This is a genomic window from Enterococcus eurekensis, assembly GCF_042654605.1.
Lineage (GTDB): Bacteria > Bacillota > Bacilli > Lactobacillales > Enterococcaceae > Enterococcus_I > Enterococcus_I eurekensis.
On record NZ_JBHSGT010000043.1, the window covers coordinates 85,497 to 111,617 of the forward strand.

Annotated in this window: 28 protein-coding genes and 1 pseudogene; 27 read left to right on the top strand and 2 right to left on the bottom strand. The window is 35.4% G+C overall.

Annotated features, from left to right (window positions below; genetic code table 11):
* Nucleotides 1-45: 45 nt before the first annotated feature.
* Nucleotides 46-450 (bottom strand): DUF2712 domain-containing protein, encoded by a 405-nt coding sequence (locus tag ACFO3L_RS06945; RefSeq protein WP_379965178.1) that lies wholly within the window; start codon nucleotides 448-450, stop codon nucleotides 46-48.
* Nucleotides 451-724: 274 nt separating this feature from the next.
* Between ACFO3L_RS06945 and ACFO3L_RS06950 the strand changes: the two genes are divergently transcribed.
* The 7 genes from ACFO3L_RS06950 to ACFO3L_RS06980 all read left to right on the top strand — a co-directional run bounded on the left by ACFO3L_RS06950 (nucleotide 725) and on the right by ACFO3L_RS06980 (nucleotide 6,203).
* On the top strand, nucleotides 725-1,141 hold the full coding sequence (locus ACFO3L_RS06950) for a DUF2712 domain-containing protein (RefSeq protein WP_379965181.1): 417 nt from the start codon (nucleotides 725-727) through the stop codon (nucleotides 1,139-1,141).
* A 64-nt stretch (nucleotides 1,142-1,205) separates the two neighbouring features.
* Nucleotides 1,206-1,877, top strand: a complete 672-nt coding sequence (locus ACFO3L_RS06955; RefSeq protein WP_379965184.1) for a hypothetical protein — start codon at nucleotides 1,206-1,208, stop codon at nucleotides 1,875-1,877.
* Nucleotides 1,874-2,701 carry a hypothetical protein gene (locus ACFO3L_RS06960; RefSeq protein ID WP_379965187.1) on the top strand — a complete coding sequence of 276 codons (828 nt, stop codon included), beginning with the start codon at nucleotides 1,874-1,876 and terminating at the stop codon, nucleotides 2,699-2,701. The genes ACFO3L_RS06955 and ACFO3L_RS06960 overlap by 4 nt, the downstream gene beginning before the upstream one ends.
* 77 nt (nucleotides 2,702-2,778) lie before the next feature.
* Nucleotides 2,779-3,483: a hypothetical protein gene (locus ACFO3L_RS06965; RefSeq protein ID WP_379965190.1), complete on the top strand. Its 705-nt coding sequence runs from the start codon at nucleotides 2,779-2,781 to the stop codon at nucleotides 3,481-3,483.
* Nucleotides 3,484-4,303: 820 nt separating this feature from the next.
* On the top strand, nucleotides 4,304-4,960 hold the full coding sequence (locus ACFO3L_RS06970) for an ATP-binding cassette domain-containing protein (RefSeq protein ID WP_379965193.1): 657 nt from the start codon (nucleotides 4,304-4,306) through the stop codon (nucleotides 4,958-4,960).
* Nucleotides 4,957-5,481 carry a hypothetical protein gene (locus ACFO3L_RS06975; RefSeq protein WP_379965196.1) on the top strand — a complete coding sequence of 175 codons (525 nt, stop codon included), beginning with the start codon at nucleotides 4,957-4,959 and terminating at the stop codon, nucleotides 5,479-5,481. The genes ACFO3L_RS06970 and ACFO3L_RS06975 overlap by 4 nt, the downstream gene beginning before the upstream one ends.
* Nucleotides 5,482-5,615: 134 nt before the next feature.
* Nucleotides 5,616-6,203, top strand: coding sequence for a transposase (locus tag ACFO3L_RS06980; RefSeq protein WP_379965199.1), 588 nt, complete (start codon nucleotides 5,616-5,618; stop codon nucleotides 6,201-6,203).
* A gap of 89 nt (nucleotides 6,204-6,292) precedes the next feature.
* On the opposite strand, the gene ACFO3L_RS06985 is transcribed toward ACFO3L_RS06980, so the two are convergent.
* Nucleotides 6,293-7,126, bottom strand: a complete 834-nt coding sequence (locus ACFO3L_RS06985) for an alpha/beta hydrolase fold domain-containing protein (protein ID WP_379965202.1) — start codon at nucleotides 7,124-7,126, stop codon at nucleotides 6,293-6,295.
* A gap of 241 nt (nucleotides 7,127-7,367) precedes the next feature.
* Here ACFO3L_RS06985 and allE point away from each other — a divergent pair, with 241 nt between their 5' ends.
* From allE to ACFO3L_RS07085, 20 genes and pseudogenes are all read left to right on the top strand, one after another.
* On the top strand, nucleotides 7,368-8,120 hold the full coding sequence (allE, locus tag ACFO3L_RS06990; RefSeq protein WP_379965205.1) for a (S)-ureidoglycine aminohydrolase: 753 nt from the start codon (nucleotides 7,368-7,370) through the stop codon (nucleotides 8,118-8,120).
* A 47-nt stretch (nucleotides 8,121-8,167) separates the two neighbouring features.
* Nucleotides 8,168-8,641, top strand: a pseudogene (locus ACFO3L_RS06995) (Ldh family oxidoreductase); the annotation flags it as partial.
* Nucleotides 8,625-9,860, top strand: coding sequence for an MFS transporter (locus tag ACFO3L_RS07000; RefSeq protein ID WP_379965208.1), 1,236 nt, complete (start codon nucleotides 8,625-8,627; stop codon nucleotides 9,858-9,860). The pseudogene ACFO3L_RS06995 and the gene ACFO3L_RS07000, both read left to right, overlap by 17 nt.
* Before the next feature lie 163 nt (nucleotides 9,861-10,023).
* Entirely contained in the window at nucleotides 10,024-10,761 is a 738-nt protein-coding gene (locus tag ACFO3L_RS07005) for a GntR family transcriptional regulator (protein ID WP_379965211.1), read from the top strand.
* Between the two features lie 21 nt (nucleotides 10,762-10,782).
* A complete protein-coding gene (gene lacC, locus ACFO3L_RS07010; RefSeq protein ID WP_379965214.1) occupies nucleotides 10,783-11,721 on the top strand; it encodes a tagatose-6-phosphate kinase in 939 nt (312 codons plus the stop codon).
* A gap of 601 nt (nucleotides 11,722-12,322) precedes the next feature.
* Complete coding sequence (locus tag ACFO3L_RS07015) at nucleotides 12,323-12,637, top strand: YdcP family protein (RefSeq protein ID WP_000421280.1); 315 nt, start codon at nucleotides 12,323-12,325, stop codon at nucleotides 12,635-12,637.
* Between the two features lie 20 nt (nucleotides 12,638-12,657).
* Nucleotides 12,658-13,035, top strand: a complete 378-nt coding sequence (locus ACFO3L_RS07020) for a YdcP family protein (protein WP_001234189.1) — start codon at nucleotides 12,658-12,660, stop codon at nucleotides 13,033-13,035.
* A 9-nt stretch (nucleotides 13,036-13,044) separates the two neighbouring features.
* Nucleotides 13,045-13,818, top strand: coding sequence for a Mom family adenine methylcarbamoylation protein (locus ACFO3L_RS07025; protein WP_000185760.1), 774 nt, complete (start codon nucleotides 13,045-13,047; stop codon nucleotides 13,816-13,818).
* A gap of 21 nt (nucleotides 13,819-13,839) precedes the next feature.
* Nucleotides 13,840-15,243 carry an FtsK/SpoIIIE domain-containing protein gene (locus ACFO3L_RS07030; RefSeq protein WP_379965217.1) on the top strand — a complete coding sequence of 468 codons (1,404 nt, stop codon included), beginning with the start codon at nucleotides 13,840-13,842 and terminating at the stop codon, nucleotides 15,241-15,243.
* A 181-nt stretch (nucleotides 15,244-15,424) separates the two neighbouring features.
* Entirely contained in the window at nucleotides 15,425-16,609 is a 1,185-nt protein-coding gene (gene mobT, locus ACFO3L_RS07035) for a MobT family relaxase (RefSeq protein WP_379965220.1), read from the top strand.
* Nucleotides 16,606-16,878 carry a hypothetical protein gene (locus tag ACFO3L_RS07040; protein ID WP_000055367.1) on the top strand — a complete coding sequence of 91 codons (273 nt, stop codon included), beginning with the start codon at nucleotides 16,606-16,608 and terminating at the stop codon, nucleotides 16,876-16,878. Before mobT ends, ACFO3L_RS07040 begins: the two co-directional genes overlap by 4 nt.
* Entirely contained in the window at nucleotides 16,875-17,096 is a 222-nt protein-coding gene (locus ACFO3L_RS07045; protein ID WP_001009054.1) for a hypothetical protein, read from the top strand. The genes ACFO3L_RS07040 and ACFO3L_RS07045 overlap by 4 nt, the downstream gene beginning before the upstream one ends.
* 59 nt (nucleotides 17,097-17,155) lie before the next feature.
* Entirely contained in the window at nucleotides 17,156-17,917 is a 762-nt protein-coding gene (locus ACFO3L_RS07050; RefSeq protein WP_431522748.1) for an abortive infection family protein, read from the top strand.
* Between the two features lie 66 nt (nucleotides 17,918-17,983).
* On the top strand, nucleotides 17,984-18,478 hold the full coding sequence (locus tag ACFO3L_RS07055) for an antirestriction protein ArdA (protein WP_000870467.1): 495 nt from the start codon (nucleotides 17,984-17,986) through the stop codon (nucleotides 18,476-18,478).
* Between the two features lie 55 nt (nucleotides 18,479-18,533).
* The gene (locus ACFO3L_RS07060) at nucleotides 18,534-19,172 is read left to right on the top strand and encodes a DUF6037 family protein (protein WP_000248477.1); all 639 of its coding nucleotides are present in this window, start codon (nucleotides 18,534-18,536) and stop codon (nucleotides 19,170-19,172) included.
* Between the two features lie 71 nt (nucleotides 19,173-19,243).
* Complete coding sequence (locus ACFO3L_RS07065) at nucleotides 19,244-19,639, top strand: conjugal transfer protein (protein ID WP_000723887.1); 396 nt, start codon at nucleotides 19,244-19,246, stop codon at nucleotides 19,637-19,639.
* A complete protein-coding gene (gene tcpF, locus ACFO3L_RS07070) occupies nucleotides 19,623-22,076 on the top strand; it encodes a conjugal transfer ATPase TcpF (RefSeq protein ID WP_000331165.1) in 2,454 nt (817 codons plus the stop codon). The genes ACFO3L_RS07065 and tcpF overlap by 17 nt, the downstream gene beginning before the upstream one ends.
* The gene (locus tag ACFO3L_RS07075) at nucleotides 22,073-24,100 is read left to right on the top strand and encodes a CD3337/EF1877 family mobilome membrane protein (protein WP_000192393.1); all 2,028 of its coding nucleotides are present in this window, start codon (nucleotides 22,073-22,075) and stop codon (nucleotides 24,098-24,100) included. Before tcpF ends, ACFO3L_RS07075 begins: the two co-directional genes overlap by 4 nt.
* A complete protein-coding gene (locus ACFO3L_RS07080; protein WP_000768373.1) occupies nucleotides 24,097-25,119 on the top strand; it encodes a bifunctional lytic transglycosylase/C40 family peptidase in 1,023 nt (340 codons plus the stop codon). Before ACFO3L_RS07075 ends, ACFO3L_RS07080 begins: the two co-directional genes overlap by 4 nt.
* A gap of 16 nt (nucleotides 25,120-25,135) precedes the next feature.
* Entirely contained in the window at nucleotides 25,136-26,065 is a 930-nt protein-coding gene (locus tag ACFO3L_RS07085) for a conjugal transfer protein (protein WP_000584387.1), read from the top strand.
* Nucleotides 26,066-26,121: the final 56 nt, after the last annotated feature.

Sequence of the window (26,121 nt, forward strand, 5' to 3'; positions counted from 1 at the left end):
CTTTCTTAAAACAATCGTTGATTGATTCGTATCTATGTTATTTTGTTAAACGCTGTCGGGACTCCATAAGAAACTAATCCAAGTTTTTGAATGAGACCCTGGTGAGATTAGAAAAGCCGCATGTGAATAGCTTGGTTTTGATTTCCCATTGGCATCGACTGTTTCTCGTACATAATTGCTGATATATTTAGCGCTTCCAACACCTAAATAAGTATATCCACTTGCTACTTGATTCGTATAAAAAGTAGAACCGCCATAGCTCCCTACAGGTCGTAAGTACACGTATAGAGTAGATTGATCATTATATGCGTACATTGATGTAAGGTCAGTTTTTGATCGAGGAGAAGTTACAGAGTCTCCACCATCACCAGTACTGTATCGAGCGAAGCGAGTATCTGTATGATTATTAGCGGATGCATAATTTGTCGATGTTATCCCTAATCCAATCATAATTGCAAATCCAAGAAATACCTTTAAAACAAGAGGATTATTTTTTTTCATATGTTTATCTATCCCTTCCAACTACTTTTTTTAAAAATTTAACTACAAATAAAAATCGATCAACTTGAGGTAGATACTACTCCTTTATAAATATGTAGTCAACGTTTTTTATAATCGATTTATTTTTTTGTTGTTTAATAAACTAAAAAATTATTGCGTTGTTAAAATTTGAGGAGTATAGTTAATTTAAAATTTGCTAACATATTACAGAGGAGATTAGTAAATGAAAAAAGAAAAAGTATTCATGATTATTTTATCTATCCTAGGTATTTCAACAATCATTTTGAATTCGCCCATCCCTACTGTTTTTGCGAATAATCACACAGATACTCGTTTTGATCGATACTACAATGGAGACGGTAGTGATTTGCCTACTCCTATTAGATCTAAAACGGATGCGTCATCAATGTATTCGTATAATGATCAATCCAATGGTAGTTATACAGTTACAGCATATGCCGCAACTGCTTCCGGAACTATGTATGGTTCAAAAGGATGGGGTGGGGCTTACACATTGGCTAAGGGGCAAGCTAAGTATATCTCCAATTATGTTTATGAAAACGGTTATCGATACGGTGGATTATTTGTAGGTCCAAATTGTTCACACGTTAAAATGTTATGGAGTCCAGACAGTATTTGATTAAGTAACAAATAAAATGAGATATGTTAGTAAATTTTTAATCATGCAGATATAGGAGAAATTTATGCGAAAAAAACTATTCACTTATATATTTGGCCTAGTAAGCATTCTATTAGTAGGGTTGGTTTATTTTTTCAACAATAACAATAATTTTATGCCCAAACCCAAAAATGAATATGAATCGAATCAAATTTCAAGCTTAAAAAACACCCCTGATAATTTGAAGTTCGATACGAGTGATATGAATATCATTGAAATGAAACAGAATTATGAGAATGCAGAACTATCCATTAAAGTAATAGAGGCAACGCTTTCGAAAAAACTTTTTAATATCCCGAAAGTAAGTAAAGAAGAGTATCTATATGACAATATTGAAATGGATGAAAATAATACACTATTAGGAGATAATTTTTATTTAACCATTGAATTAGAATTAAAAAACAATTCAACTGAACCATTTGTTTTCTTTAGAAATTCAGCAACAATTTTAAGTAATCAAAAAGAAAAATTTCCAACTCAAGAGGCCATGTTGTCAAATCCATTTTCGAAGGATGGAACGATTTTGTTAGATTCAGGAGTGGACAAGACAATTTTTTTAGCGTTTGTTGTTGATGAAAAATCTTTGAAATCGGTTAACAATGAAATTTTTTTCATGGTTGACTCAAAAGGTCAAATATTTGGTGAATCGAATCAGTTATATAAAGTAAAAATAGTCACTAGGTGGTTGGAAGAATGAGAGATGTATTTAAAGTTGAGTTAAGAAGAGGTTTTTATTCAAAAGAATTTATTGCTTCGCTGATATTGGGTGGTGGACTAGCCTTGTGGCACTTTATTGAATATATGCCTCTTGGGAAAATGTTACTCAGTCATTCGGAAACAAATATTTTTAAATCCCCCAGTATTTTATTTGGCATTTGGATGGGTGGAAACCCCTCTAGCGTTCAAAGTTATTATTATTTTATAATCATTCCATTATTGGCAGCATTACCTTATGGTGCTTCGATGTACCGAGACCTTAAATCTAAATACGTGAATACGATATACATTCGAATGGAAAAATCCAATTATCTTTTTATTAAATGGTGTGTATTATTTTTAACGGGAGGATCTGCCGCAGTTTTTCCAGCTATCTTTAATCTTTTTTTGTATATGAATGTTTTCCCCATGAGTCCGATACAAATAGGTGATTCGATGTTTCCTATCTTGGATACAGGAATTTTTTCTCAATTATTTGTTGAGCATCCCCTTCTTTTTAATCTTTTTTATTTTGTCCTAATTTTTATTATCGGGGGATTGTATGCCACTTTTTGCTTATCCATTGCTTTTATTGCCGAGTATGAGTTTATTGTATTATTCTCCCCATTTATTATGAATTTCTTTTTAATAACAGTTTTAAGTATCTTTAATTTTGAGGCTTTTGGCCCAACGAATTTTATCAAGCCTTATTCAGAAGGGCTTGATATTGGAGTAACTTTTCTGAAATCATCGATTGTAACACTTATAATGATTCTGTTTTCCTTTTATCCAGTGATGTCAGCATATAGAAAGAAAAAAGGATGAGGTTAATGAAATTAGTGACTCGACGATTTTTAAATAGAGTAATTGATAAACCGCTATTGTTTCTTGGGACGATAATAGTGTCGTTATTCGCAAATTATTTGATGTCATTATATAAAATTGGACAATTTCAGTTTAATCAATTAAATTACTCAATTGCTGATGGATATGTGAACTTGTTTAAAGCCAATCAAATGGGGATTTTTATTGTTCTCCCGTTTACTATTTTTTTTGCGATTATAATTGAATCTGATTTTCAAGTAAATACTTTGATTCGTATGGAAAATAGAAAACAATTATTTGTCCATCAGTTGATTTTTGGTATGTTATTTTCGATTATTTTAGCAGTGGTAGTTAGCGTCGCTAATTATCTGACATATGTTCGTTACACATCAAGTATTGTTAATTGGCAAGAAAAAAATAGCGTTTTCATGGCTATAACAGGAATGGCAAAAGAATGGAATATCCTGACGATCCAAATTATTTTCATTTTGTGTTTTGTTAATTTTCTAATGATTAATTTTACGGTACTACTTTTTTCTCGGTGGATATTTCACCGTTCAATATACGGCATAGTTATTATCATTGCGTTAATTATTTGGGACTTAAAGCAACCGCCACACGTACAATTTTTATATCGTGTTTTTGGAATTGATTATTCCAAATTCACAGTACCGTATATTCTTTTTATTCAAATATTGCTAACGATCATTTTTTTATCATTGAGCGTATTAACTATCGTGCGAACGGATCAAATAAAAAGGTGTGATTTTTATGACCTATAGACAAACAATAAATTTAATTTATTCTGAAATAAAACGAAGTATGGTCATTAAGTTCTATAGCTTTTTTCCAATTCTATTTTTAGCTATTTTGAATTTTTCAGAATTTTTATTTAAGAACCCAGAGTTAGGCAGTCCATCGATGTATGATCACTTAGCTTACTTTTTTAGGGGACTACCGTCATTCCAATATGTAGATAGTCGCTCGATCTTTACCATTCCACACAGCTTGATTCTTTTGGTATTTTATATTTTATTCAATGCTTTAAGTTACGTTAATAAAGAGAGTAAAGCTTCAAACTTCAATATCATTATTCGTTATACTAAAAAAGAATATTGGATGATTAGTCAATTAGTAACTAGTTGTTATTTGGTTTTTTTTCAAGTGTATTTATTTTACATAGTTACATTTTTATTGAATCGTTTCGTGAGTAAAAGTTCTGTCATTCATATAGATTACTTGAACGGTAGAATCTTTGACTTTTCGTTATTGAATAATTTTACGGCTGATTTCAAACTGTATCTTTACATCTTTATTCCGCTATTATTATGTGTCATTGGTGTCGTAGGAATAGGCCTTAATTTCTTAATTGGGTTTAATTTAACGATAGTAGCGATTTTATTGTTATTAATTAGTTCTGTTTATTTTAAGAGTGTATTTTTGATAGGTAACTTGTTGATGATTTATCGGACAAGCTGGTTAAATCAAGGAGGAATTTCTGTTTTTACAGACTCATTATATTATTTATTTATGATAACCCCTGTAATAATTTTTCTTGTATTTGGGTCTAAAAAATGGGAGATTTTCAGTTAGGAGAAAAAAATGAATATTGAAATTCAAAATGTGACGAAGGAAATCAAAGGCCATTTAATTTTGAATGCCATCAATTTAGAATTGCATAGTGGTAAAATTTATGGTTTACGCGGGAAGAATGGGGCAGGAAAAACGGTCCTTATGAAGCTTCTATGCGGACTTACGTTCCCAACTGCGGGGAGAATTATAATTGATAATGAAGAATTAGGTAAAGACTTTTCATTTCCCAGAAGCATAGGAGCTCTAATCGAAACTCCAGGTTTTATTGAAAATTATTCTGCCTGGAAAAACCTACAATCACTAGCGGCTATTAAAAATATTGCGAAAAAAAAAGAGATGGAGCAGTTGATGCTTACCTTTGGATTAGATCCTAAAGATAAAAAAAAGGTGAAGAAATATTCTTTAGGGATGAGACAGAAACTAGGCATTATTATGGCTATATTTGAAAATCCAGAGTTAATCATTCTGGATGAACCTCTAAATGCATTAGATGAGCAAACGAAAAAAATTGTTCTTGAGCTTTTAAAAATGTATAGTAAACAAGGAAGTTTGATATTAATTGCCTCACATGATAAAGAGGAATTAGACTTCTTAGCTGATGAAATTATAGAAATTAGTGGTGGTGAAATTATCAATACAGCGGTCTCTAAAGAGGTGGTTAAATGAAAAAGACAGTAATCAGCGTTATCATTTTGATTCTTTCAGTTAGTTTTTATAATATTTGGCATATTAATAAAAACTATATAGAGCCTGTTGTTGAAGTATTTGAGAAAGATCATTGGGTTCAATTTGATCACAATGCGAGTACAGAAATAAAAGTGATTGATTTTGATTTGTTGACGGAAGAAGAAGCTAATCAATTAGTAGCAGACTATAATGATGATATAAAGAACTATCAAATTGAAAATACTCAAATGAAAGTTGCCGTTGTGACAATTGAAAAAAGAAATGAAGAACATGCAAAAAATAGCATTAATCAAGCAATGCTAGTGACAGGGAATTTTAGTAATGGCCTTCATTTGCCTCTTACGATGTTATTAAATGAAGGAGAACCAGAAACTGAAAAACTCGTATATCTAATAACGGATAATTTAATGTCCAAGGAACATTGGAAAGATATTAATAATTTGGATTTTTCATTAGTCGTTGCCTACTCTCCTCAAGAGATTCAAATAAAGCTAAGTTAGTTGTTTAAATCGAAATCCTTCTTCATTGGAAGCGCCTAAGCATGTAAGTGTGTAGATGCCGCAAAGAAATCATCTATAAAACTTGTTTTATATGCTCTGTGTCAAATGATATAGCTGACTAATATTTTGTTAAAATGAATTATTATCTAGGCAGCGAAGAAAACTATCAAGTCATTTTAGATGAGTTTGAAAGAACGCCGTTGATTACATATACGATGTATCAGAAAGAACAAACGAAAAAATATAAACAAAATCCATTCATTACTGACAACTGGACTTATAACGAGCTGGCAGATACTTACACTTGTCCCAATAATAGAGAAGTGAAATTTAGAAATTATTCTACTCGTACAGATAAGTATGGGGTCAAAAGACAACTTAAAATATATGAATGTGAGTCTTGTTTTGATTGTCCTGTAAGAAATTTGTGGACACGCTCAACAAGTGCTAAAAACCGAGTTATTCAAAGAAATGGTAACTGGGAATATTTCAAAGCTCACGCAAGGGAGCTCTTAACAAGGGATGTCCCGGGGGATATTTACCGAAAAAGAAAAATAGACGTGGAATCAGCCTTCGGAAACTTGAAGGCTAATTTGGCGCTCAATCGATTCTCTGTAAGAGGAAAAGATAAGATTACACAAGAGTTAGGGTTTGTGTTAATGCTCTTAAATTTAAGAAAATTTAGAAAGAGCCGAAAGGATATCAAAAAACAAGTATTCTGAAATGAGTTACCTCATTTCAGAATACTTGTTTTTCTTTAAAAAGAGACTTTTGGGTCAGCCTCCTCTATTTTTATTTATATACAACCTGTTTAGTTTTCTTCGATAAAATCAATTACTTGTCGGTAAATATCCAGTGTCTCTTCGCTGACTTGACGGTCAAAATCATGTTCACTTCCTATAATAGTCAGGAATTTATTTTGCGGGATGAAGTTGGCGGCAGTTGCCGACAAATCATAGGGGATATCGGAATCATCGGTACTATGAATTAAAATTGTCGGTGGCAATTGTTGTAAATTCTCTTCGGTTAGGGAGTACGTTGGAATATCGCGTAACGAAGGTAAAATTCGCGGTAACCAATTACCAAATTGTCGTCCAGATAAATAAATGGGATAGCGCTTAGTCATTTCTCCTGCAACAATCGGTTGGGCTTCGATGAGCGCTTCCAAATCCATCGGTTCAACGCGTGGGAACTTTAAGTACGCAGGGCTTGGTTGGCGGAAATTCGGTACTTCTAAGGTATAATAACTGTAAAATAGAATCATGTTTTTAGGTTTGAAGCCTTCTTTAGTTAACAAATAGGCTAAATAACCACCAGCTGATCGTCCCATTAAATGGTAGTCACTTGAAAATCTCCAATCTGGCAATTGTAAAATAATTGATTCAAGTGTTTTTTTCAACGTTTTTAAGATAAGAGGCAATTTGACTTCTGGCGCCAGTAAATAGTCGAGTGTAATGACTGGATGGCCGGTATCGGTTAATAAAGTTAAGTAAGCTTCTGGCAGATCGTCACGCTGGCCAAAAACGAGTCCACCACCATGTAAATAAATAATTGGATTTTTTGAAATATTTTCAGATGTATAAATAGTTGCTTCAATTGTTGGTATTGTATCGGTTAAAATTTGTGAAATCTTCTTTTTAAACATAGGACTCCTCCTGATTTTAAGTTATTGAATCTATTCTAACCCTTCATTTTTATTATTTTACGTCACAAAGTTACAAAACGAAAGAGTTATTTGTAACTAATGAACAATGACGAACGGCCATGAACCGCTTACAATGAAATAGAAGGTTAAGAGAGGATTTGTGAAACAGTACAACTGTAAAAGGTACTTTCACAAATAAAATCAAACAACCAAAGATGAACAGAAAGAAGGAGACGTGACTATGGGTTACAAAAATAACCGTATGGGTTACCAAGATGAAATTTTAACATCAAGAGCAATTATTAAAAAGGACAATTATGCAATTTTACCGCATGATGGCTTAGTAAAAAATACAATCCCTGGATTCGTCAACGTAGAAATTTCAATTTTAGGATCACCAAGATTAGGTGCGAACTTTGTTGATTATATTGCAACATTTTTAGAAGGCGGGGCACATGAAACAGGTTTTGGTGGCGATGGTGTAGAAACAATGATTTATGTTGTTGAAGGCAAATTAACAGTCACTGATGGCAAAGAAGAGCACACACTAGAAACAGGCGGTTATGCGTATTATCCAGCTGGTGTAAAAATGTTCATGAAAAATGCTCAAAAAGAAAATACAGAAGTTTTCCTATATAAAAAACGTTACGAACCATTAGAAGGACACGAACCTTATGCAGTCATTGGTAACGTTAAAGATTTAACGCCAATTGAATATGAAGGTATGAAGGATGTATTGTATTACGAATTTTTACCAGCAGATTTAGCATTTGATATGAACTTACACATTTTGACATTCAAGCCAGGAGCGAGTCATGCTTATGTTGAGACACACTTCCAAGAACACGGTGCTTACTTATTAAGTGGTAAAGGAATGTACAACTTAGATAACGAATGGTTCGCAGTCGAAAAAGGCGATTACATTTTCATGAGCTCATATGTGCAACAAGCAGCTTATGCAGTCGGTCGTGAAGAAGAGTTAGCTTATGTTTAATCAAAAGATTGTAATCGAGACCCTCAGATTTAAGGAGCGAATAAAAAATGCATGAGACAGAAATTACAGTGGTTCAACCTGAAAAGTTACACGAATTAATCAAAAATAAATTAATCAAAGCGGGTTTGTCAGACGTTTACGCGGAAGAAACGGCCCGTCACTTAGTTTTTGCAGATGCTAGTGGCATTCATTCTCATGGAGCGGTACGAGTAGACTATTATGCTGAGCGCATTGCTAAAGGTGGCGTGACTTTAAATCCGGAAATTACTTTTGAAAAAACAGGTCCTTCAACAGGAATTGTGCATGGTGATAACGGCATGGGGCAATACGTTTGTAACCAAGCATTAAATTACGCATTAGAAATGGTTGAAGAATCAGGCTTAGCTTTTGTAGGTATTTCACGTACCGGTCATAGTGGTGCACTTTCTTATTACGTGAAAAAAGCAGCGCAAAAAGGCTATGTGGCTTTATCTATGTGTCAATCCGATCCAATGGTGGTTCCTTTTGGTAGAAAAGAAAACAATACCGTATTGGAAACAAATCGTTGCTATTTTAACCGTTGGGTGGGTTGTGATTTGGATTTATCGCACAGTCTTAACGCCCATCTATCCGATTATTAGTGACTACTTTGGTGGTGCGAGCAATGCACAATTAGGAAATATTTCAAGTTTTTACTTTTTGGGTTATGTATTAATGCAGATTCCCTCAGGTTTGCTTGTTGATAAATTAGGGAAAAAGATGATTCTTATCCCAGGGTTTATTATTTTTGGTTTAGGAACATCGTTAGTTGCTTTATCAACGACCTTGCCAGTTTTGTTTACAGGTAGCATCTTAGCCGGTCTTGGTTGTGGGACGTTTTATGGTGTCGCCTACTCATTGACAGCCGAATATGTACCAAGTAACAGGCGAAGTCTAGCGACAGCAATTGTTAACAGTGGAACGGCTGTAGGTAGTGGATTAGGTCTTATTTCATCAAGTTACTTTGTTGGGAAAGGAATTTTACCTTGGCAATCACTCATCTGGATAACAGTAGCTTTAATTGCAATTATGGTAGTAGTTTTTATAAAGTTTATTAAGAATGATAAAGTGAAGCCAGTAGAAAAAGTAATTGAAGTAAAAACTAAAGAAGCAAAAAGTAATGACTCCTTGCTCAAACAGTTATTCCGTCCACAAATGGTTGCAGCGTATGTGTTGTACTTCTCTACTTTATACACGTATTATTTAATTGATACCTGGTTACCGAATTTCTTAGAAACGGAACGAGGATTCGAAGGAACAGCGATTGGTTTAGTATCGTCACTGGTATTCTTTGCAGCGATTCCGGGTGCGTTAGTTTTTAGTCGTTTAGCAGATATGATCCCTCAAAAAAAAGTACCAATTATTATTGGCTTGGAATTAATGGCAGCAGCGATGCTATTGTTTATGATTGAAACGACATCACAATCATTTGTGATTATTGGGATTATTTTATATGGTTTCTTCGGTAAATTAGCTGTTGAACCAATTATTATTTCTTGGCTCAGTCAATTTGCATCTAGAAAGAGTATTGCAACTACGTATGGTGTCTTTAACTTCTTTGGGATGACTGCTTCGGTAATCGTTCCTTCATTAACCGGGAAAATTACCGATATGACAGGCTCGATGATCTATGCATTCTACTTAGCCATTGGGATTATCTTAGTCGGCACAACCGTCTTCTTTTTAGTTAATAAATTTGCGCCAAAGATTGAAGAGGCGTAAAAAAACTCCTTATGAAAAAAACAAGTTTTCTGGAATTAATAACTCCAGGGGACTTGTTTTTTTGTTTATATTTCTAGAGATTACATTGACAAGAAGGCGGATTCATAGTACTCTTATAACGTGGTAGTAACCAGTTATCAGTTGAGGAAATGAGGTGGGAAAAATGGAAAAAGGATTAAGTAAACAACCGTTGTATAATCAATTAGTCGATTTATTAAAAGAAAAAATCGAGATGGAAATGGAACCAAATGATATGTTACCATCTGAACGAGAATTGACTAGCCGTTATGGCTTAAGCCGGACAACCGTTCGTTTAGCTTTACAAGAATTAGAAAAACAAGGCTATATTTATCGTCAACACGGCAAAGGGACCTTTGTTTCAGATTTAAGCAAACAAGTAACCAACTTGGCGGGAAGTTATAGTTTTACGGAGCAGATGCTTTCATTAGGAAAATTACCAGAAACAAAAATATTAGAATTTGTGATTATTGAAGCAAATAAATATTTAGCGAGTCAGTTATCCGTGACTTTGGGAGAAAAATTAATTAAATTAAAACGCTTACGTTCGGCAGATGGTCAACCAATGATGGTCGAGCGTTCGTATTTACCTTTAAAAAAATTCTTAGCTCTAACAAAAGAAATGTTAGAAGAAAAACCATTATACGATTTATTTTCGCAAGATTTTGGACAACAAATTCGTGTAGCCAATGAAGAATTTTTTGCGAGTATTTCAAAAGCAAAAGATGCGAGACAATTAGCAATTGCTGAAGGTGCACCAGTATTAAACTTAGTTCGAACAACTTATAATTCTGAAAATGAAATTATTGAGTTTACATTAAGTGTGGCTCGTGCCGATCAATTCCGTTACAAGATTACCCATGTACGGACTGCTGAAAATTAACGAAAGGTGCGAAAGTAAAAAATGATTGTAACAGTAACGATGAATCCTTCTATTGATATTTCTTATCCATTAGAAACATTAAAAATTGACACGGTAAATCGTGTCCCTCTTGTCAGTAAAACTGCGGGAGGAAAAGGTTTAAATGTCACACGTGTCATCCACGAATTAGAGGGTGAAGTATTAGCGACCGGTCTTTTAGGCGGACACCACGGAGCATTTATTGCGGAGCAACTAGATAATGAGGGAATCCAACATCAATTTTCTAAAATTGCCGGAGAAACACGTAATTCGATTGCCATTTTACATGATAATGGCAAACAAACAGAAATTCTAGAAGCAGGACCAACTGTTTCTGCTCAAGAACTAGCCGATTTTGAAGGCCAATTAAATGAATTACTGAAAAAAGCATCATTAGTGACATTGTCTGGTAGTTTAGCTAAAGGGATACCAGTCGATTATTACCGTCATTTACTAACACTTGCAAAAAAATACGGCGTTAAAACGCTACTAGATACTTCTGGTGCGAGCCTTAAAGCAAGTTTAGAAAGCGCAGATAAACCCTTTTTAATTAAACCAAATACAGAGGAAATTGCTGAATTAATCGGTCAAGAATTAGTGATTGATGATGTAGAAAATGTGAAAGCAATTCTTTCAAGTGCGATTTTTGAAGGAGTTGAGTGGATTGTTGTTTCTCTGGGTTCAAAAGGGGCCATCGTTAAACATGATGCTACTTTTTATCGAGTGGAAATACCAAAAATTGAGGTGGTAAATCCAGTTGGCTCGGGCGACTCGACAATTGCAGGTTTAGCCTTTGCTTTAGATGCCAATCTATCCGATGAAGAAATTCTGCAATATGGTATGGTTACCGGCATGTTAAACGCGATGGAAACAAAAACAGGTCATATAAACGTCGCGAATTTAGCGGCACTTAAAGATCAAATCAAAGTATCTCCAATGTAATAACTAAAAGTACTTAAGCTAGCGATTCGGCAACTTTTGAAGACGAGATAGATAATCTTGTTTTTAAGAAGTTGATGGAAGCGGCTTAAGTGCTTTTTTAGTTTGAGATTTATAATTTTTGGTGTGGGTGAATTATACATCCCAAATGTGGAGTTGTTGCTATCATTTTAAATGGGAAATTCATATTAAAAAAAATAGACAAAGTTGCATGAAAAGTATTAAATTAGAAAAAACCATGAAAACAATCTAATAAGATATTGATTGTTTTCATGGTTTTTATATTATTCTAACTCTTTATTCCCACTCTGTTTTAAGGGTATGGCATATAAGCGAAAATGCTGTAATATCAAGGATTTTGGAAACGTATAAAATCGAATAAATTATATTTAAAAAAATAAAAAGTGCAATAAAAGTGCAGTATTTGCACCTAAGCAGACCTGATTAAATTCGAAATGGAATTCTAAACTCAATATTCATTTAAATGATAGACGTTCATAATGAGCGTCTATTTTTTATGCTTTGAAAGGTTGTGATACTAACAAATTTTTAAATGAATAAAGTAAGCCAAAAATATTTTATGTGAGAAAGGAACGATACACTTATGGAATTAAAATATGTCATTCCCAATATGGAAAAAACATTTGGTCAATTAGAATATGCTGGTGAAGGGAATATTGAACAACGTCGAGTCAATGGCAGACCAACTATTCTCTCTCGTAGCTACAATTTATACTCAACGATTCAACGAGCAGATGATATTGTTGTCATTCTTCCCTCCGAAGCTGGCGAGAAACATTTTGAATCCGACGAAAAAGTCAGACTCATCAACCCACGTATTACCGCAGAAGGTTATAAAATTGGCAATAGAGGATTTACCAATTACATTATGCACGCAGACGATATGGTGAAAGCTTAAGAAAGGAAAGGTGAAAAAATATGAGATTAGCAGAAGGTATTGTGATTGAAAAAGACCAGACATTTGGCACATTGAAATTTTCCGCTTTACGTCGTGAGGTTCGTATTCAAAATGAAGATGGTTCGGTTTCCGAAGAAATTAAAGAACGTACCTATGACTTAAAATCAAAAGGACAAGGACGCATGATACAAGTCAGTATCCCCGCTTCTGTTCCTTTGAAAGAATTTGACTACAACGCAGAAGTGGAATTAATCAATCCTGTGGCAGATACCGTAGCGACGGCTACTTTTCGAGGGGCAGACGTTGATTGGTACGTGAAAGCAGACGATCTTGTATTAAAAGGACAGACAAAACCTCATCAGAAATATAAAAAAGAAGCGTCCGAAAGTGAAAAATAGGTGTTGCTTATGACAAACACACCATTGATTTTGAAAGAAATTCCGAAAGATGAAGCCATTTCTTTTATTCGGCAATACCATTATTCAAAGATACTCCCTAGATTGTGTAAATACTTTCTAGGGATTTTTTCAGAAGAAAAATTATTAGGCGTTGTGGAATTAGGCTGGGGTACGCAACCCCTACAAACCATACGCAAACTCTTTCCCGACAGTTCCCTTCAAACCACAGATTATTTAGAAATTGGAAAGATGTGTTTTCTTCCAGAAATGAATCAAACCAATTATTTTGGCAGTCAAGCTCTTTCAGCTCTAATTAAGTGGTTGAAAGAACATACGGACTGTCATTTTTTATATACATTGGCAGATGGAATTGAGGGAAAATGTGGCTATGTCTATCAAGCGTCCAACTTCTTTTACTGCGGGTATTTCAAGACAAGTGTCTATCGTGATAAACAGTCATGGGAAAAGATACACCCTCGAAGTGCTCGCCTTTTATTAGAGGAAAATGCTCGTTTTGAACAGGTAGAGAAAAAGCATTGGCTTTCCCAGGCATTTTGCGAATACAAAGGGATTGAGAAAATCAATGGACGCATGTTTCGCTATCTCTATCCGTTGACAAAAGAAGCGAAAAAACTGTTAGGACACACGCTCTATCGACGTCATTATTATCCGAAAGAAAAAGATTTACGCTTTGAAAAGCGAATCGCTTATCGGAAATATGAAGCCATTTCTCAACCAACTTTTGATAAACAGGCTCGTATCTACAATACACAATTATTTTGATAGATGGAAAGGAGGATTTTTATGCCATTGCTTCATGACAGAGGAAAGCGAATCAAAGCCAACGATAAGGACTTGGTCTATCATTTTGTGCTGATTTCATTGCTGATAGTTTTTCTAGTCGTTCTACTCCCTTTTCATTGGAGAACGTTACAATCGGTGAATTGGCAAACAGTTCAGTTAGATACATTTTTCTATCAACTGCATACGCCATACTTTTGGAGCAGTATTCTCACTGCTTTTTTTGTATGCGGACTCATCAGCTGGCTCTATTATCACTATCGCATAGATTCTATAAAACAGTTAGAGCACCGTCAAAAGTTAGCTCGTATGATTTTAGAAAATCATTGGTATGAAGCCGAAGAAACTCAATCAGAGGGATTCTTTAAAGATTTACCCAGCAAGAAAACCAAACAACGAATCCGCCATTTTCCTAAAATATATTATCGAATGAAAGATGGACTAATCCATATTCATGTAGAAATCACCTTAGGGAAATATCAAGATCAGCTTTTGCACCTAGAAAACAAACTAGAAACAGGATTGTATTGTGAATTAGTGGAAAAAACGTTGAAAGATTCTTATGTAGAGTATGTCCTACTTTATGATACTATTGGCAATCGAATTGGCATTGAAGACGTGGTAGCTCAAGATGGACGTGTCAAATTGATGGAATCGGTCTATTGGGAGTTCGATTCTCTCCCTCACATGTTAATTGCTGGGGGCACTGGTAGTGGAAAATCCTATTTTATTCTCACATTGATTGAATCTCTCCTGCATACAAATGCAAAGCTTTATATTCTTGACCCTAAAAATGCTGATTTGGCAGACTTAGGGGCGGTCATGAATAATGTCTATTACCGTAAAGAAGATATGTTGGCATGTATCAATCAATTTTACGAAGATATGATTGATCGCAGTGAAACCATGAAACAACACCCTAACTATAAAACAGGAGAAAATTATGCTTATCTTGGTTTGTCTGCCAATTTTCTTATTTTTGATGAATATGTGGCAATGATGGATATGCTAGGTCGTGAAAGTACCACCGTTATTCATAAACTCAAACAAATTGTAATGTTAGGACGACAAGCAGGCTTCTTTTTAATTCTTGCCTGTCAACGTCCAGACGCAAAATATTTTAGTGATGGGATTCGGGACAACTTTAACTTCCGTGTGGCTTTGGGTCGTATGTCTGAAATGGGCTTTGGTATGATGTTCGGAAGCGATACACAAAAACAATTTTTCTTAAAACCCATCAAGGGAAGAGGTTACGTGGATACAGGAAAAAGTGTGATTAGTGAGTTTTATACACCCCTTGTACCAAAAAGGTACGATTTCTTAGGAGAAATAGGAAAAGTCATTCAAAAAAAGCAATCTGAGCCTGTACCGCACGAAGTGAAAGGTACAGGTTCAGACTTGCTTTGATTGGTGTGGCGTTAGCCACGCCAATCCTTTAGCCCCCTCTATCTAACAGGGGGGCACAAATACAACTGAAAACAGGCAATTCTCATCAACCAATGTTGATGGTACAAAGGATTGCGGAAAATATGAAAGGTGTAAACTCAAGGGTCATAGTTTACATCTTTTTTAGATTGGAGGTTTGCGAATGGAAAACGAAAAAATTTGGATTAAGGAATTGAAAGAAAAGCGACTGGCTTATGGCGTTTCTCAAAATAAACTGGCGGTTGCTTCTCATATTACCAGACCTTACCTATCGGATATTGAAACAGGCAAGGCAGTCCCTACTCAACAGGTGAAAGAAGATTTACTGAACGCTTTGGAACGCTTCAATCCCGATAACCCATTGGAGATGTTATTCGACTATGTACGGATTCGATTCCCTACCAATGATGTGGCTCAAATTATCGGTGAGGTTTTACGTTTGAATATGGATTATATGCTACACGAAGACTTTGGCTATTATTCTTATCCCGAACACTATCGTTTCGGTGATATTGTTGTCCTAGTCTCTCATGATGTAAGTAAAGGTGTTTTATTAGAACTGAAAGGAAAAGGCTGTCGGCAATTTGAAAACTTTCTATTGGCTCAACATCGGAGCTGGTATGATTTCTTTCAAGATTGCATGGAACATAAAGGTATTTTCAAACGCTTGGATTTAGCTATCAACGATAAAACAGGGATTTTGAATATTCCAGATTTGGCAAAGAAATGTAAACAGGAAGAATGCATTTCCGTCTTTCGAAGCTTTAAAAATTATCGCAGTGGTGAATTGGTTCACCGTGATGAAAAACCATACATGGGAAACACACTTTATATTGGCTCATTAAAAAGTGAAGTCTATTTCTGTATATATGAGAAAGATTATGAGCAATACGTGAAAAATGATATTGCCTTAGAAGACGCAGAAATAAAGAATCGCTTTGAAATTCGTTTGAAAAACGACAGAGCCACTCAAGCCATGAAAGATTTGTTGGAACATCAAAATGCAGAAAAAACAGCGTTTGAGATTATCAATCGTTATATTCGCTTTGCCGATAAGGACGAAACCAAGCGACGGAGTGATTGGCAAACCAATGAACGCTGGGAATGGTTTATCGGCAAAAATCGTGGAGCATTACGCCTAACCATACAGCCAGAACCTTATTCTTTTGAACGAACATTGAACTGGTTACATCATCAAGTCGCCCCTACATTAAAAGTCGCAAGCATTTTAGATATTCTCAACGGTACAACCATTATTTCCACCATGATTCATGAAGCCAAACTGACAGAAAAACATGAGAAATTAATTGAACAACAACATCTAGGCATGGAGGATTTGATTACATGAGCCTCTTAACAGAAGAATTAAAGAAGTTAGGGTTTCAAGCGTATATACAAAATACAGGGAAATATACGTCTCTCATTATTGAGGGAAAACGGCAAGCTGGTGATACCATCTATACCTATGATTTTTACAAAGTGAGCTTCTATAAGAATTATACCAGTCGAATAACTGTTTATGGAGAGCATTTAACTCCTTTTCAATTATTAAAGCGTGTAAAAAGCTATATCTACTATCGAGAAAAATATCTTAAGGAAAGGAGGACAATCACATGAATTTTGGGCAGAATTTGTACAACTGGTTCTTGGATAATGCACAGTCATTGGTATTGTTAGCGATTGTCGTCATTGGACTGTTTTTAGGTTTTAAACGAGAATTTTCAAAACTTATTGGCTTTTTGATTATTGCTTTAATCGCCGTCGGACTTGTGTTCAATGCAGCTGGCGTGAAAGATGTGTTATTAAACTTATTTAACCGAATCATTGGTGCTTAACAGATATTTTTCATGATAAAATAGGAAGTATATATTTTGTTATGAAAGGATCCATGAATATGTTTACAAATGATCAATTTAAATCTCTTTTAATTAAAACATTAGAAAGAAAGAGCTCTTCAAATTATTATGAAGGAGGTAACGAGATTGTTTCTAAAATGAAAATATCAGAGGTAACTTTAGATGAGACTAACGAGTTTACTTATTATAAAGGATACAAAAGGGATTGGAATACGCTTTGCACCTATCTTAAAATAAGAGCTCCTTTTGATGATTTAGACTTTTTTGAAAGTCATAAAGATTTGCTTACCCAGACAGCAAGCTCCATATATGATAAACAAGGTGATAATGTATTAGTGGATACTATTTTAGTACCACTTCCAGAGAATTACGAAGTAATTAACTTTAGTCAGTTGAAAATTAGTGATGTGGTTTCACAAGCTATTGAAGACGCTGAGTCTTTTATGAGTAATGGTGAATATCAACGTGCCTTTGACAGAGTTCACACTGCTTTTCATGGATATTTAATTGAAATACTAAAAAAATATGAAATTACAGTTCCTAGAGACGAAAATCTATCTAAATTATATAGTAGGATACAACAATTAATTGAAAAAGAAATTCAACCTACTGAACTTGCTGATATAGTGAAGACAACGATAAGGTCATCAAATGGAATGATTAGCTCTCTTAATGAAGCAAGAAATAGGCATTCACTTGCACACCCTAATACAAATATTATTGGAAAGAGAGAAGCAAAACTAATAATAGGTATTTCAAGTACAGTTACAGATTATATTAGCGGATACCTTGATAAGTAGCGTCATTAACTGATTGCTACTTTTTTTATGACTATTTTTATAAAAAGGATGTGATAAGAATTGGAAATGAAAGTCTATGTGGCAAATTTAGGACGGTATAATGAAGGTGAATTAGTCGGAGCATGGTTTACTCCACCAATTGATGAGGAAGAAATGGCAGAAAGAATCGGTTTAAATGAGGACTACGAAGAATATGCAATACATGATTTTGAGCTTCCTTTTGATGTGGACGAATACACGCCGATTAGTGAAATCAACCGTCTATGTGAAGCCATTCAAGAAATCGAAGGTACACCTATTTATAATGAACTCAAAGAAATTCAAGGCATGTGGTTTAGTAGCTTGGAAGAATTACTGGAAAACAAAGAGGATATTCATTGTTATAGTGATTGTGATTCGATGGAAGATGTCGCCCGTTATTACGTGGAAGAAACAGGACAGCTTGGTGAAGTCCCTTCCAATTTACAAAATTATATTGACTACCAATCTTTGGGACGTGATATGGAAATAGAGGGTAATTACCTAGTTACCTCTCATGGGGTATTTGAATATTGTCAGTAAGTTTAACAATCCGTGTTATAATTAAATTAATAAATAGCACGGAGAGGTATAAATTATGGTAAATGTATTTGAAAATCTTAAACTATTAAAACTAGACATGAAAGATAAAGGCTGGGTGATAGATTCCTTTTACTTTCGTTACAAACAGCAAAATTATATTGTACTTGTTAAGCTATTTGAAAAAGAGGAAAAAGTTCCAGAATATGCTCTGTTAAAACTAGAATTTTTAAAGGAAAACGATTTTTCAGATATGCTAGCTGTCTATGCTAATTCGGTAAAATTATATACAGACACGAAAACAATAAGAGAATATTTTGGTATCGAATACAGTAGTAACTTGGGAGATGTTTTATTTCAATTTAGCCAAACTCTTGCTCGATTTATTCCGACAGAAGTTAGTGAGAAGAAAAATGAAGACCAAAAAGAAGCCATGTGTTTCTCATTAAGTCAAAGTGATTCAGAAGATCCCAGAAAAAAATATTGTTTTTCAGTTAGAAGAAATCCTTTAAAGGGAAATGGTGAGCTGGGAAAACGAAGTCCTTTTAATGACAATAAAACGAGATTGTATAGACCCAGCTTATATGAACGATTAGGGTCAGATACCAATTTAAGTTTCAGATATTCAATGAATCCAGATGATGAAGAAACTGATGAAGGTATTATTGCAAAATGGACAAAAAATAAAATTGAATAGTTAAAGCATTGAAAGAGCAATCACCTATTTTGATTGTTCTTTTTCTATTTTTACGGAAAGGACGTGAAGACATGAAAAAAATAAGAAGTTACACCAGTATTTGGTCAGTAGAAAAAGTGATTTATGCGATTAATGATTTACAACTCCCTTTCCCAATTACCTTTACGCAAATGACATGGTTTATCGTTTCTTTGTTTGTCGTCATACTCTTTGGCAGTTTACCACCACTTTCTCTGATTGACGGAGCACTACTCAAATACTTAGGGATTCCCATTGTTCTCACTGGGTTCATGTGCCAAAAGACCTTTGACGGAAAGAAACCCTATGGATTTCTAAAGTCTATCATTACCTATGCTCTACGCCCTAAAGTAACCTACGCTGGCAAACAAATACGATTAAAAAAAGAAACAATGAATGAATCGATTACGATTGTAAGGAGTGAACAACTAGATGGCATATCCGATTAAATATATGGAAGATAATCTCGTATTTAATCATGATGGCGAAGTATTCGCTTATTATGAATTAATTCCCTATAATTACAGTTTTTTAAGTTCCGATGAAAAAATTCAAGTTCATGATAATTTCTGTCAATTGATTGCCCAAAATCGTGATGGCAAGATTCATGCTCTGCAACTAGCAACCGAATCAAGTATTCGAGCCACACAGGAACAATCGAAAAAAGAAATCACTGGACGATTAAAAGAGATAGCTTACGAAAAAATAGATGAACAGACCGAAGCGTTAATTTCTATGATTGGTGACAATCAAGTAGACTATCGCTTTTTTATTGGTTTTAAACTCTACCTCAATGAACAGGAAGTATCCGTAAAAAATGTTGGGAAAGAAATTCAAAAAGCATTTGCGGAATTCTTTCATGGTGTGAATCACAAATTAATGGGCGATTTTGTTTCTATGCCTATGGCGGAAATCGAACGCTTTTCTAAGATGGAACAGTTGTTAGAAAGTAAATTATCCAGACGCTTTCAGATTCGTAAATTGGAGAAAGATGATTTTGGTTATATTATTGAACATCTTTACGGGCAAACAGGTGTCCCTTTTGATGACTACGACTACCATTTACCGAAACGATACGAAGATAAAAAAGTGTTGGTAAAGAAATACGATATTCTCAAACCCACTCGCTGTTTAATCGAAGAAAATCAACGCTATTTACGGATTGAACAGGAAGATACCACTACTTATGTGGCGTATTTTACAATTAATAGTATTGTTGGTGAATTGGATTTCCCTAATAGTGAAATTTTTTATTACCAGCAACAGCAGTTTACTTTCCCCGTTGATACCAGTATGAATGTTGAAATTGTCGCCAATAAAAAAGCCTTATCTACCGTTCGCAATAAAAAGAAAGAACTGAAAGATTTAGATAGCCACGCATGGGAAAGCGACAACGAAACCAGTACTAATGTGGTGGACGCTTTAGAATCTGTCGATGAATTAGAAAGTAATTTAGACCAAACCAAAGAATCTATGTACAAACTAAGCTATGTGGTACGGGTATCAGCAAAGAATTTGGACGAGCTGAAACAACGTTGTGATGAAGTAAAAGATTTTTATGATGATCTGTCTATCAAATTAGTACGACCTTTTGGCGATATGCTAGGCTTGCATAATGAATTTATTCCCTCAAGCAAGCGATATATCAATGACTATATTCAATATGTCACGTCGGATTTTTTGGCTGGTCTTGGTTTCGGTGCTACACAAATGATTGGTGAAAATTCTGGTATTTACGTCGGTTACAATCTCGATACAGGCAGAAATATTTATCTCCAACCTAGCCTTGCAAGTCAAGGAATTAAAGGCTCTGTAACAAATGCATTAGCGTCCGCTTTTATTGGTTCATTAGGTGGCGGAAAATCATTCTCTAACAATATGCTGGTCTATTATTCAGTACTCTTTGGCGGACAGGCAACCATTGTTGACCCAAAAGCTGAACGTGGTGAATGGAAAGAAACCTTACCTGATATTGCCCATGAAATCAATATTGTTAATCTCACGAGTGAGAACGACAATAAAGGGTTACTTGACCCTTATGTGATTTTAAAACTCCCGAAAGATTCAGAAAGCCTTGCCATTGATATTCTCACGTTCTTAACAGGTATTTCCAGCCGAGATAGCGAGAAGTTTCCTGTCCTGCGTAAAGCTATTCGGAGTGTAACTCAAAGCAAACAACGAGGGTTGTTATTGGTGATTGATGAATTGCGAAAAGAAGATACGCCCATCAGCAATAGTATTGCTGACCATATCGAAAGCTTTGTCGATTATGATTTTGCCCATCTGTTATTCAGTGATGGCAGTGTCACCCAATCCATTAGCTTGGAAAAACAACTCAATATTATTCAAGTGGCAGATTTGGTCTTACCCGATTCCAATAGCTCTTTTGAAGAATACACTACCATGGAATTATTAAGTGTGGCAATGCTGATTGTCATTAGTACCTTTGCTTTAGACTTTATCCACTCTGACCGTTCCATTTTTAAAATTGTTGACCTTGATGAGGCTTGGAGTTTTTTACAAGTGGCACAAGGAAAAGCTCTATCTATGCGATTGGTTCGAGCAGGACGTGCCATGAATGCAGGGGTCTATTTCGTTACTCAAAACGCGGACGATTTACTAGATGAAAAGATGAAGAATAATATTGGCTTGAAATTTGCCTTTCGTTCCACTGACCTAGTGGAAATCAAAAAGACCTTAGAATTTTTTGGTGTGGACAAGGAAGATGAAAACAATCAGAAACGCTTACGTGAATTAGAAAATGGACAATGTTTAGTTTCAGACATCTATGGTCGTGTAGGGGTTATGCAGTTTCACCCGATTTTTGAAGAGTTGCTTCATGCCTTTGATACCAGACCGCCTGTGCGAAATGAGGTGGAAGAATGACACAAAAACAAAAGAAATTTCTTCACTATAGTTGGATAACGCTCCTTTGTGTGGGCGTTATTTTACTTTTATTAGGCACGCTGGGCAATGCAGTACAAGCGACAGGCTTAGTTGATGAAACCATTGATACAAGCAATGAATACTCCAAGTATGGTTTGAATCAATATCAGCTTGATTATTATGTGGACAATAGCTGGGGCTGGCTTCCATGGAATTGGAGTGATGGCATAGGACAATCGGTGATGTATGGATTGTATGCCATTACTAATTTTATTTGGACAATTTCTCTTTATCTATCGAACGCCACAGGTTATTTGGTGAAAGAAGCCTATGCCTTAGATTTCATTAGTCAAACATCCCAAGCAATTGGCGAAAACATGCAGACGATTGCAGGCATTACACCGAATGGCTTTTCCAGTTCAGGGTTTTATGTCGGTTTCCTCCTTCTTTTTATTCTCATTGTTGGAATCTATGTTGCCTATACAGGATTGGTTAAGCGAGAAACGACGAAAGTGATACGAGCTGTTTTAAACTTTGTCGTGGTGTTTATTCTATCGGCTTCCTTTATTGCGTATGCACCCGATTATATTGCGAAAATCAATGATTTTTCCAAAGATGTCAGTACCGCCAGTCTGAATATTGGGACAAAAATTGTTCTTCCTAACACGGATAGTCAAGGGAAAGACAGTGTGGACATGATACGTGACAGCTTATTCTCTGTTCAAGTAAAGCAACCATGGCTATTGCTTCAATATGGCTCCACTGATGTAGAAGCGTTAGGGGAAGAACGTGTGGAAAGTTTATTGTCTACCAGTCCAGATACAAACAATGGTGAAGATAGAGAAAATGTAGTGATTGAAGAAATTGAAGATCATGACAATACCTATTTAACCCTACCGAAGACGATTTCCAGATTAGGAACAGTCTTCTTTTTGTTTGTATTCAATATTGGTATCTCGATTTTTGTTTTCCTTCTAACAGGAATCATGATTTTTTCGCAAGTGCTATTTATTATTTTCGCTATGTTTTTGCCAATCAGTTTCCTATTAAGTATGTTGCCGAGTTTTGATGGCATGGGCAGGCATGCCATTACCAAGTTATTTAATGTGATTATGACAAGGGCTGGTATTACCTTGATTATTACCGTTGCCTTTAGTATTTCCACTATGCTTTATTCGCTGTCAGCAAGTTCTCCCTTTTTCATGATTATGTTTTTACAAATTGTGACCTTTGCAGGGATTTATTTTAAACTGGGCGATTTAATGAGCCTATTCACTTTACAAAGCAACGACTCTCAAAACATGGGCAGACAAGTGTTTCGCAGACCTCGTCAAATGATGAATCGACAAACCAGAAGATTTCAACGCAGTATGAGTAAGATTTTTCGTGGAAAAGCAGGGTCAACGAAGCAAAAGACAATGACAACAAAGCAGAATCAAACCAATAAAGCTAACCATACTCGTCAAAATGAACGGACTACACCAAAGAAAGAAACAGCACTTTCCAATGTGAAAAAGCAACAAGGCGGTATCGGGCAACGATTAGGTGAAAAGACAGCCCATGTATTGGACACGAAAAATCGTCTAGTCAATAAAAGAAAGCAGGCAAAACAACAGATACAGGCGACACCAACCCATGTCAAATATGCCCTTCATCAAGGAAAAGAGAATGTCACTCATAATGTAACAGACTTTAAACAATCTATGGCAGATACCAAAGCTCAACGCAAACAACAGCGTATGAACCAGCAGGAGCAAAAACGAAAGAACATTGCTCAAAAGCGTTTGGAGCTGGATAAAGCAAAAGAAAAAAGACGAAAAGAAAACCCATCATCTCCTGTTCAGAATAACCAGCAGCATGTTCGCAAGCGTCAGCAAACCGTCACGCCTGTTTTGTCACAAAACACTAAACGTGAAAATCATCAGCGACCATTGAAAAAAGAGCAAAAACAAAAGACACCACCGAAGCAATTCAATCAGAGGAAGCTAAATAAAAGAACGGATAAGCGAGGACAACAAACATGAAGCTAAAAATAACAGTGATTTGTAGTGTGGTCTTCTCTCTCTTCTTTTTTCTCTTATTATTCCTAGTCATTTTCTTTGCAGATGATACGGACAGTGGCGAAAACAACAAGGATTCTTCTATTCCACAAGGCGGTGTGACCGTTTCACCAGAAGTGTTGGCACACCGTCCGTTGATTGAAAAATATGGTAAGGAATATGGGATTGAAGACTATGTTTCTTATATCTTAGCCATTATGCAAGTGGAATCGGGCGGTACAGCAGAAGATGTTATGCAAAGTTCCGAATCTTTGGGTTTACCGCCCAACAGTTTGAGTACCGAAGAGTCCATCAAACAAGGGGTTAAATATTTCAGTGAATTATTAACCAGTGCAGAACAACAAGGAGTGGATATAGATTCTGTTATCCAATCTTATAATTATGGCGGTGGCTTTTTAAATTATGTGAGGAGTCATGGGAAAAAATATACCTATGAATTAGCCGAACAGTTTTCTAAAGAGAAGTCGGGTGGTCAAAAAGCAGACTATCCCAATCCTATAGCCATACCTGTGAATGGTGGTTGGCGATATAACTATGGAAATCAGTTTTATGTTCAGTTGGTTTCACAATACCTAACCGACACTTCCCCAACAGAATTTGATGATGAAACCGTGCAAGTCATTATGGACGAAGCCTTGAAATACGAAGGGTTTCCCTATGTCTTTGGAGGGGCGTCGCCTACCACCTCTTTTGATTGTAGTGGCTTAATACAATGGGTGTATGACAAAGCTGGCATTTCTCTCCCTCGTGTCGCCCAAGATCAGTATGACGCTACGCAAGAAATCTCTATGGAAGAAGCCCAAGCAGGCGACCTTATCTTCTTTCATTCAACCTATAATGCAGGCACATATGTGACTCATGTGGCGATATATTTAGAGGGAAATCGCTTTTATCATGCAGGCGACCCAATCGGTTATGGCGACTTAAGCAGTCGTTATTGGCAAGACCATCTGATTGGGGCTAGACGTGTTATTCATAACTAAGAAAGGAATGAATCAAATGATTATAAAAATCGAGCGAAAAGAAAAGAAGGAGAAACCAAAGAAATCTAAAAAACCGAGCAAGCAAAGAAAAGTTCCGATGATTAAAGTTGGCACGCATAAGAAATTAACCTTTGTTTTATGGGTTTTATTGATTGGTAGTGTCGGATTTGGAATCTATAAAAATTTTACTGCCATTGACACTCATACTGTCCGTGAAACAGAAATCATTAAACAGCAGATTGTCGATACCAACCAAGTAGAAAGTTTTGTGAAATCCTTTGCGAAAGACTACTTTTCGTGGCAACAATCCCAAGAAGCCATTGATAAACGAAATGAAAAATTGACCCATTATTTGACGGAAGAATTGCAGGTATTAAATGAAGAAATGATTCGTAAGGATATTCCTACTAGTTCTAGTGTGAACGATATACAGGTGTGGCAGGTTTCTCAAGTGAATGAGAACACCTTTGAGGTACTGTTTTCTGTTGAACAAGTTATTACCGAAGACAAAGACAAGGAAACTATATCGTCTAGCTTTCATGTGGTTGTCCATATAGATGAATCAGATAATATGGTTATTATCAAAAATCCGACAATGAGTAAGAAACCTCAAAAATCGGACTACCAACCCAAACAGCTAGAAAGTGACCATACAGTAGATACAGAAACGATGGACGAAATCACTAGCTTTTTAGAAACGTTCTTCCAGCTCTATCCTACCGCCACAGAAAAAGAATTGACTTACTATGTAAGTAATCATGTGTTACCTATGATTAACAAGGAATATGTTTTCGAGGAATTGGTGAATCCTATCTTTACCAGAAAAGATAACCAAGTAATCGTGAATGTCGCTGTGAAATATTTAGATCAAGAAACAAAGGCAACCCAAATCTCGCAATTTGAGTTGATATTAGAAAAACAAGATAATTGGAAGATTGTAAAATAACAAATATTGGTACATGATTACAGATACTTTGTAATCATGTACTCTTTTTGATAAAA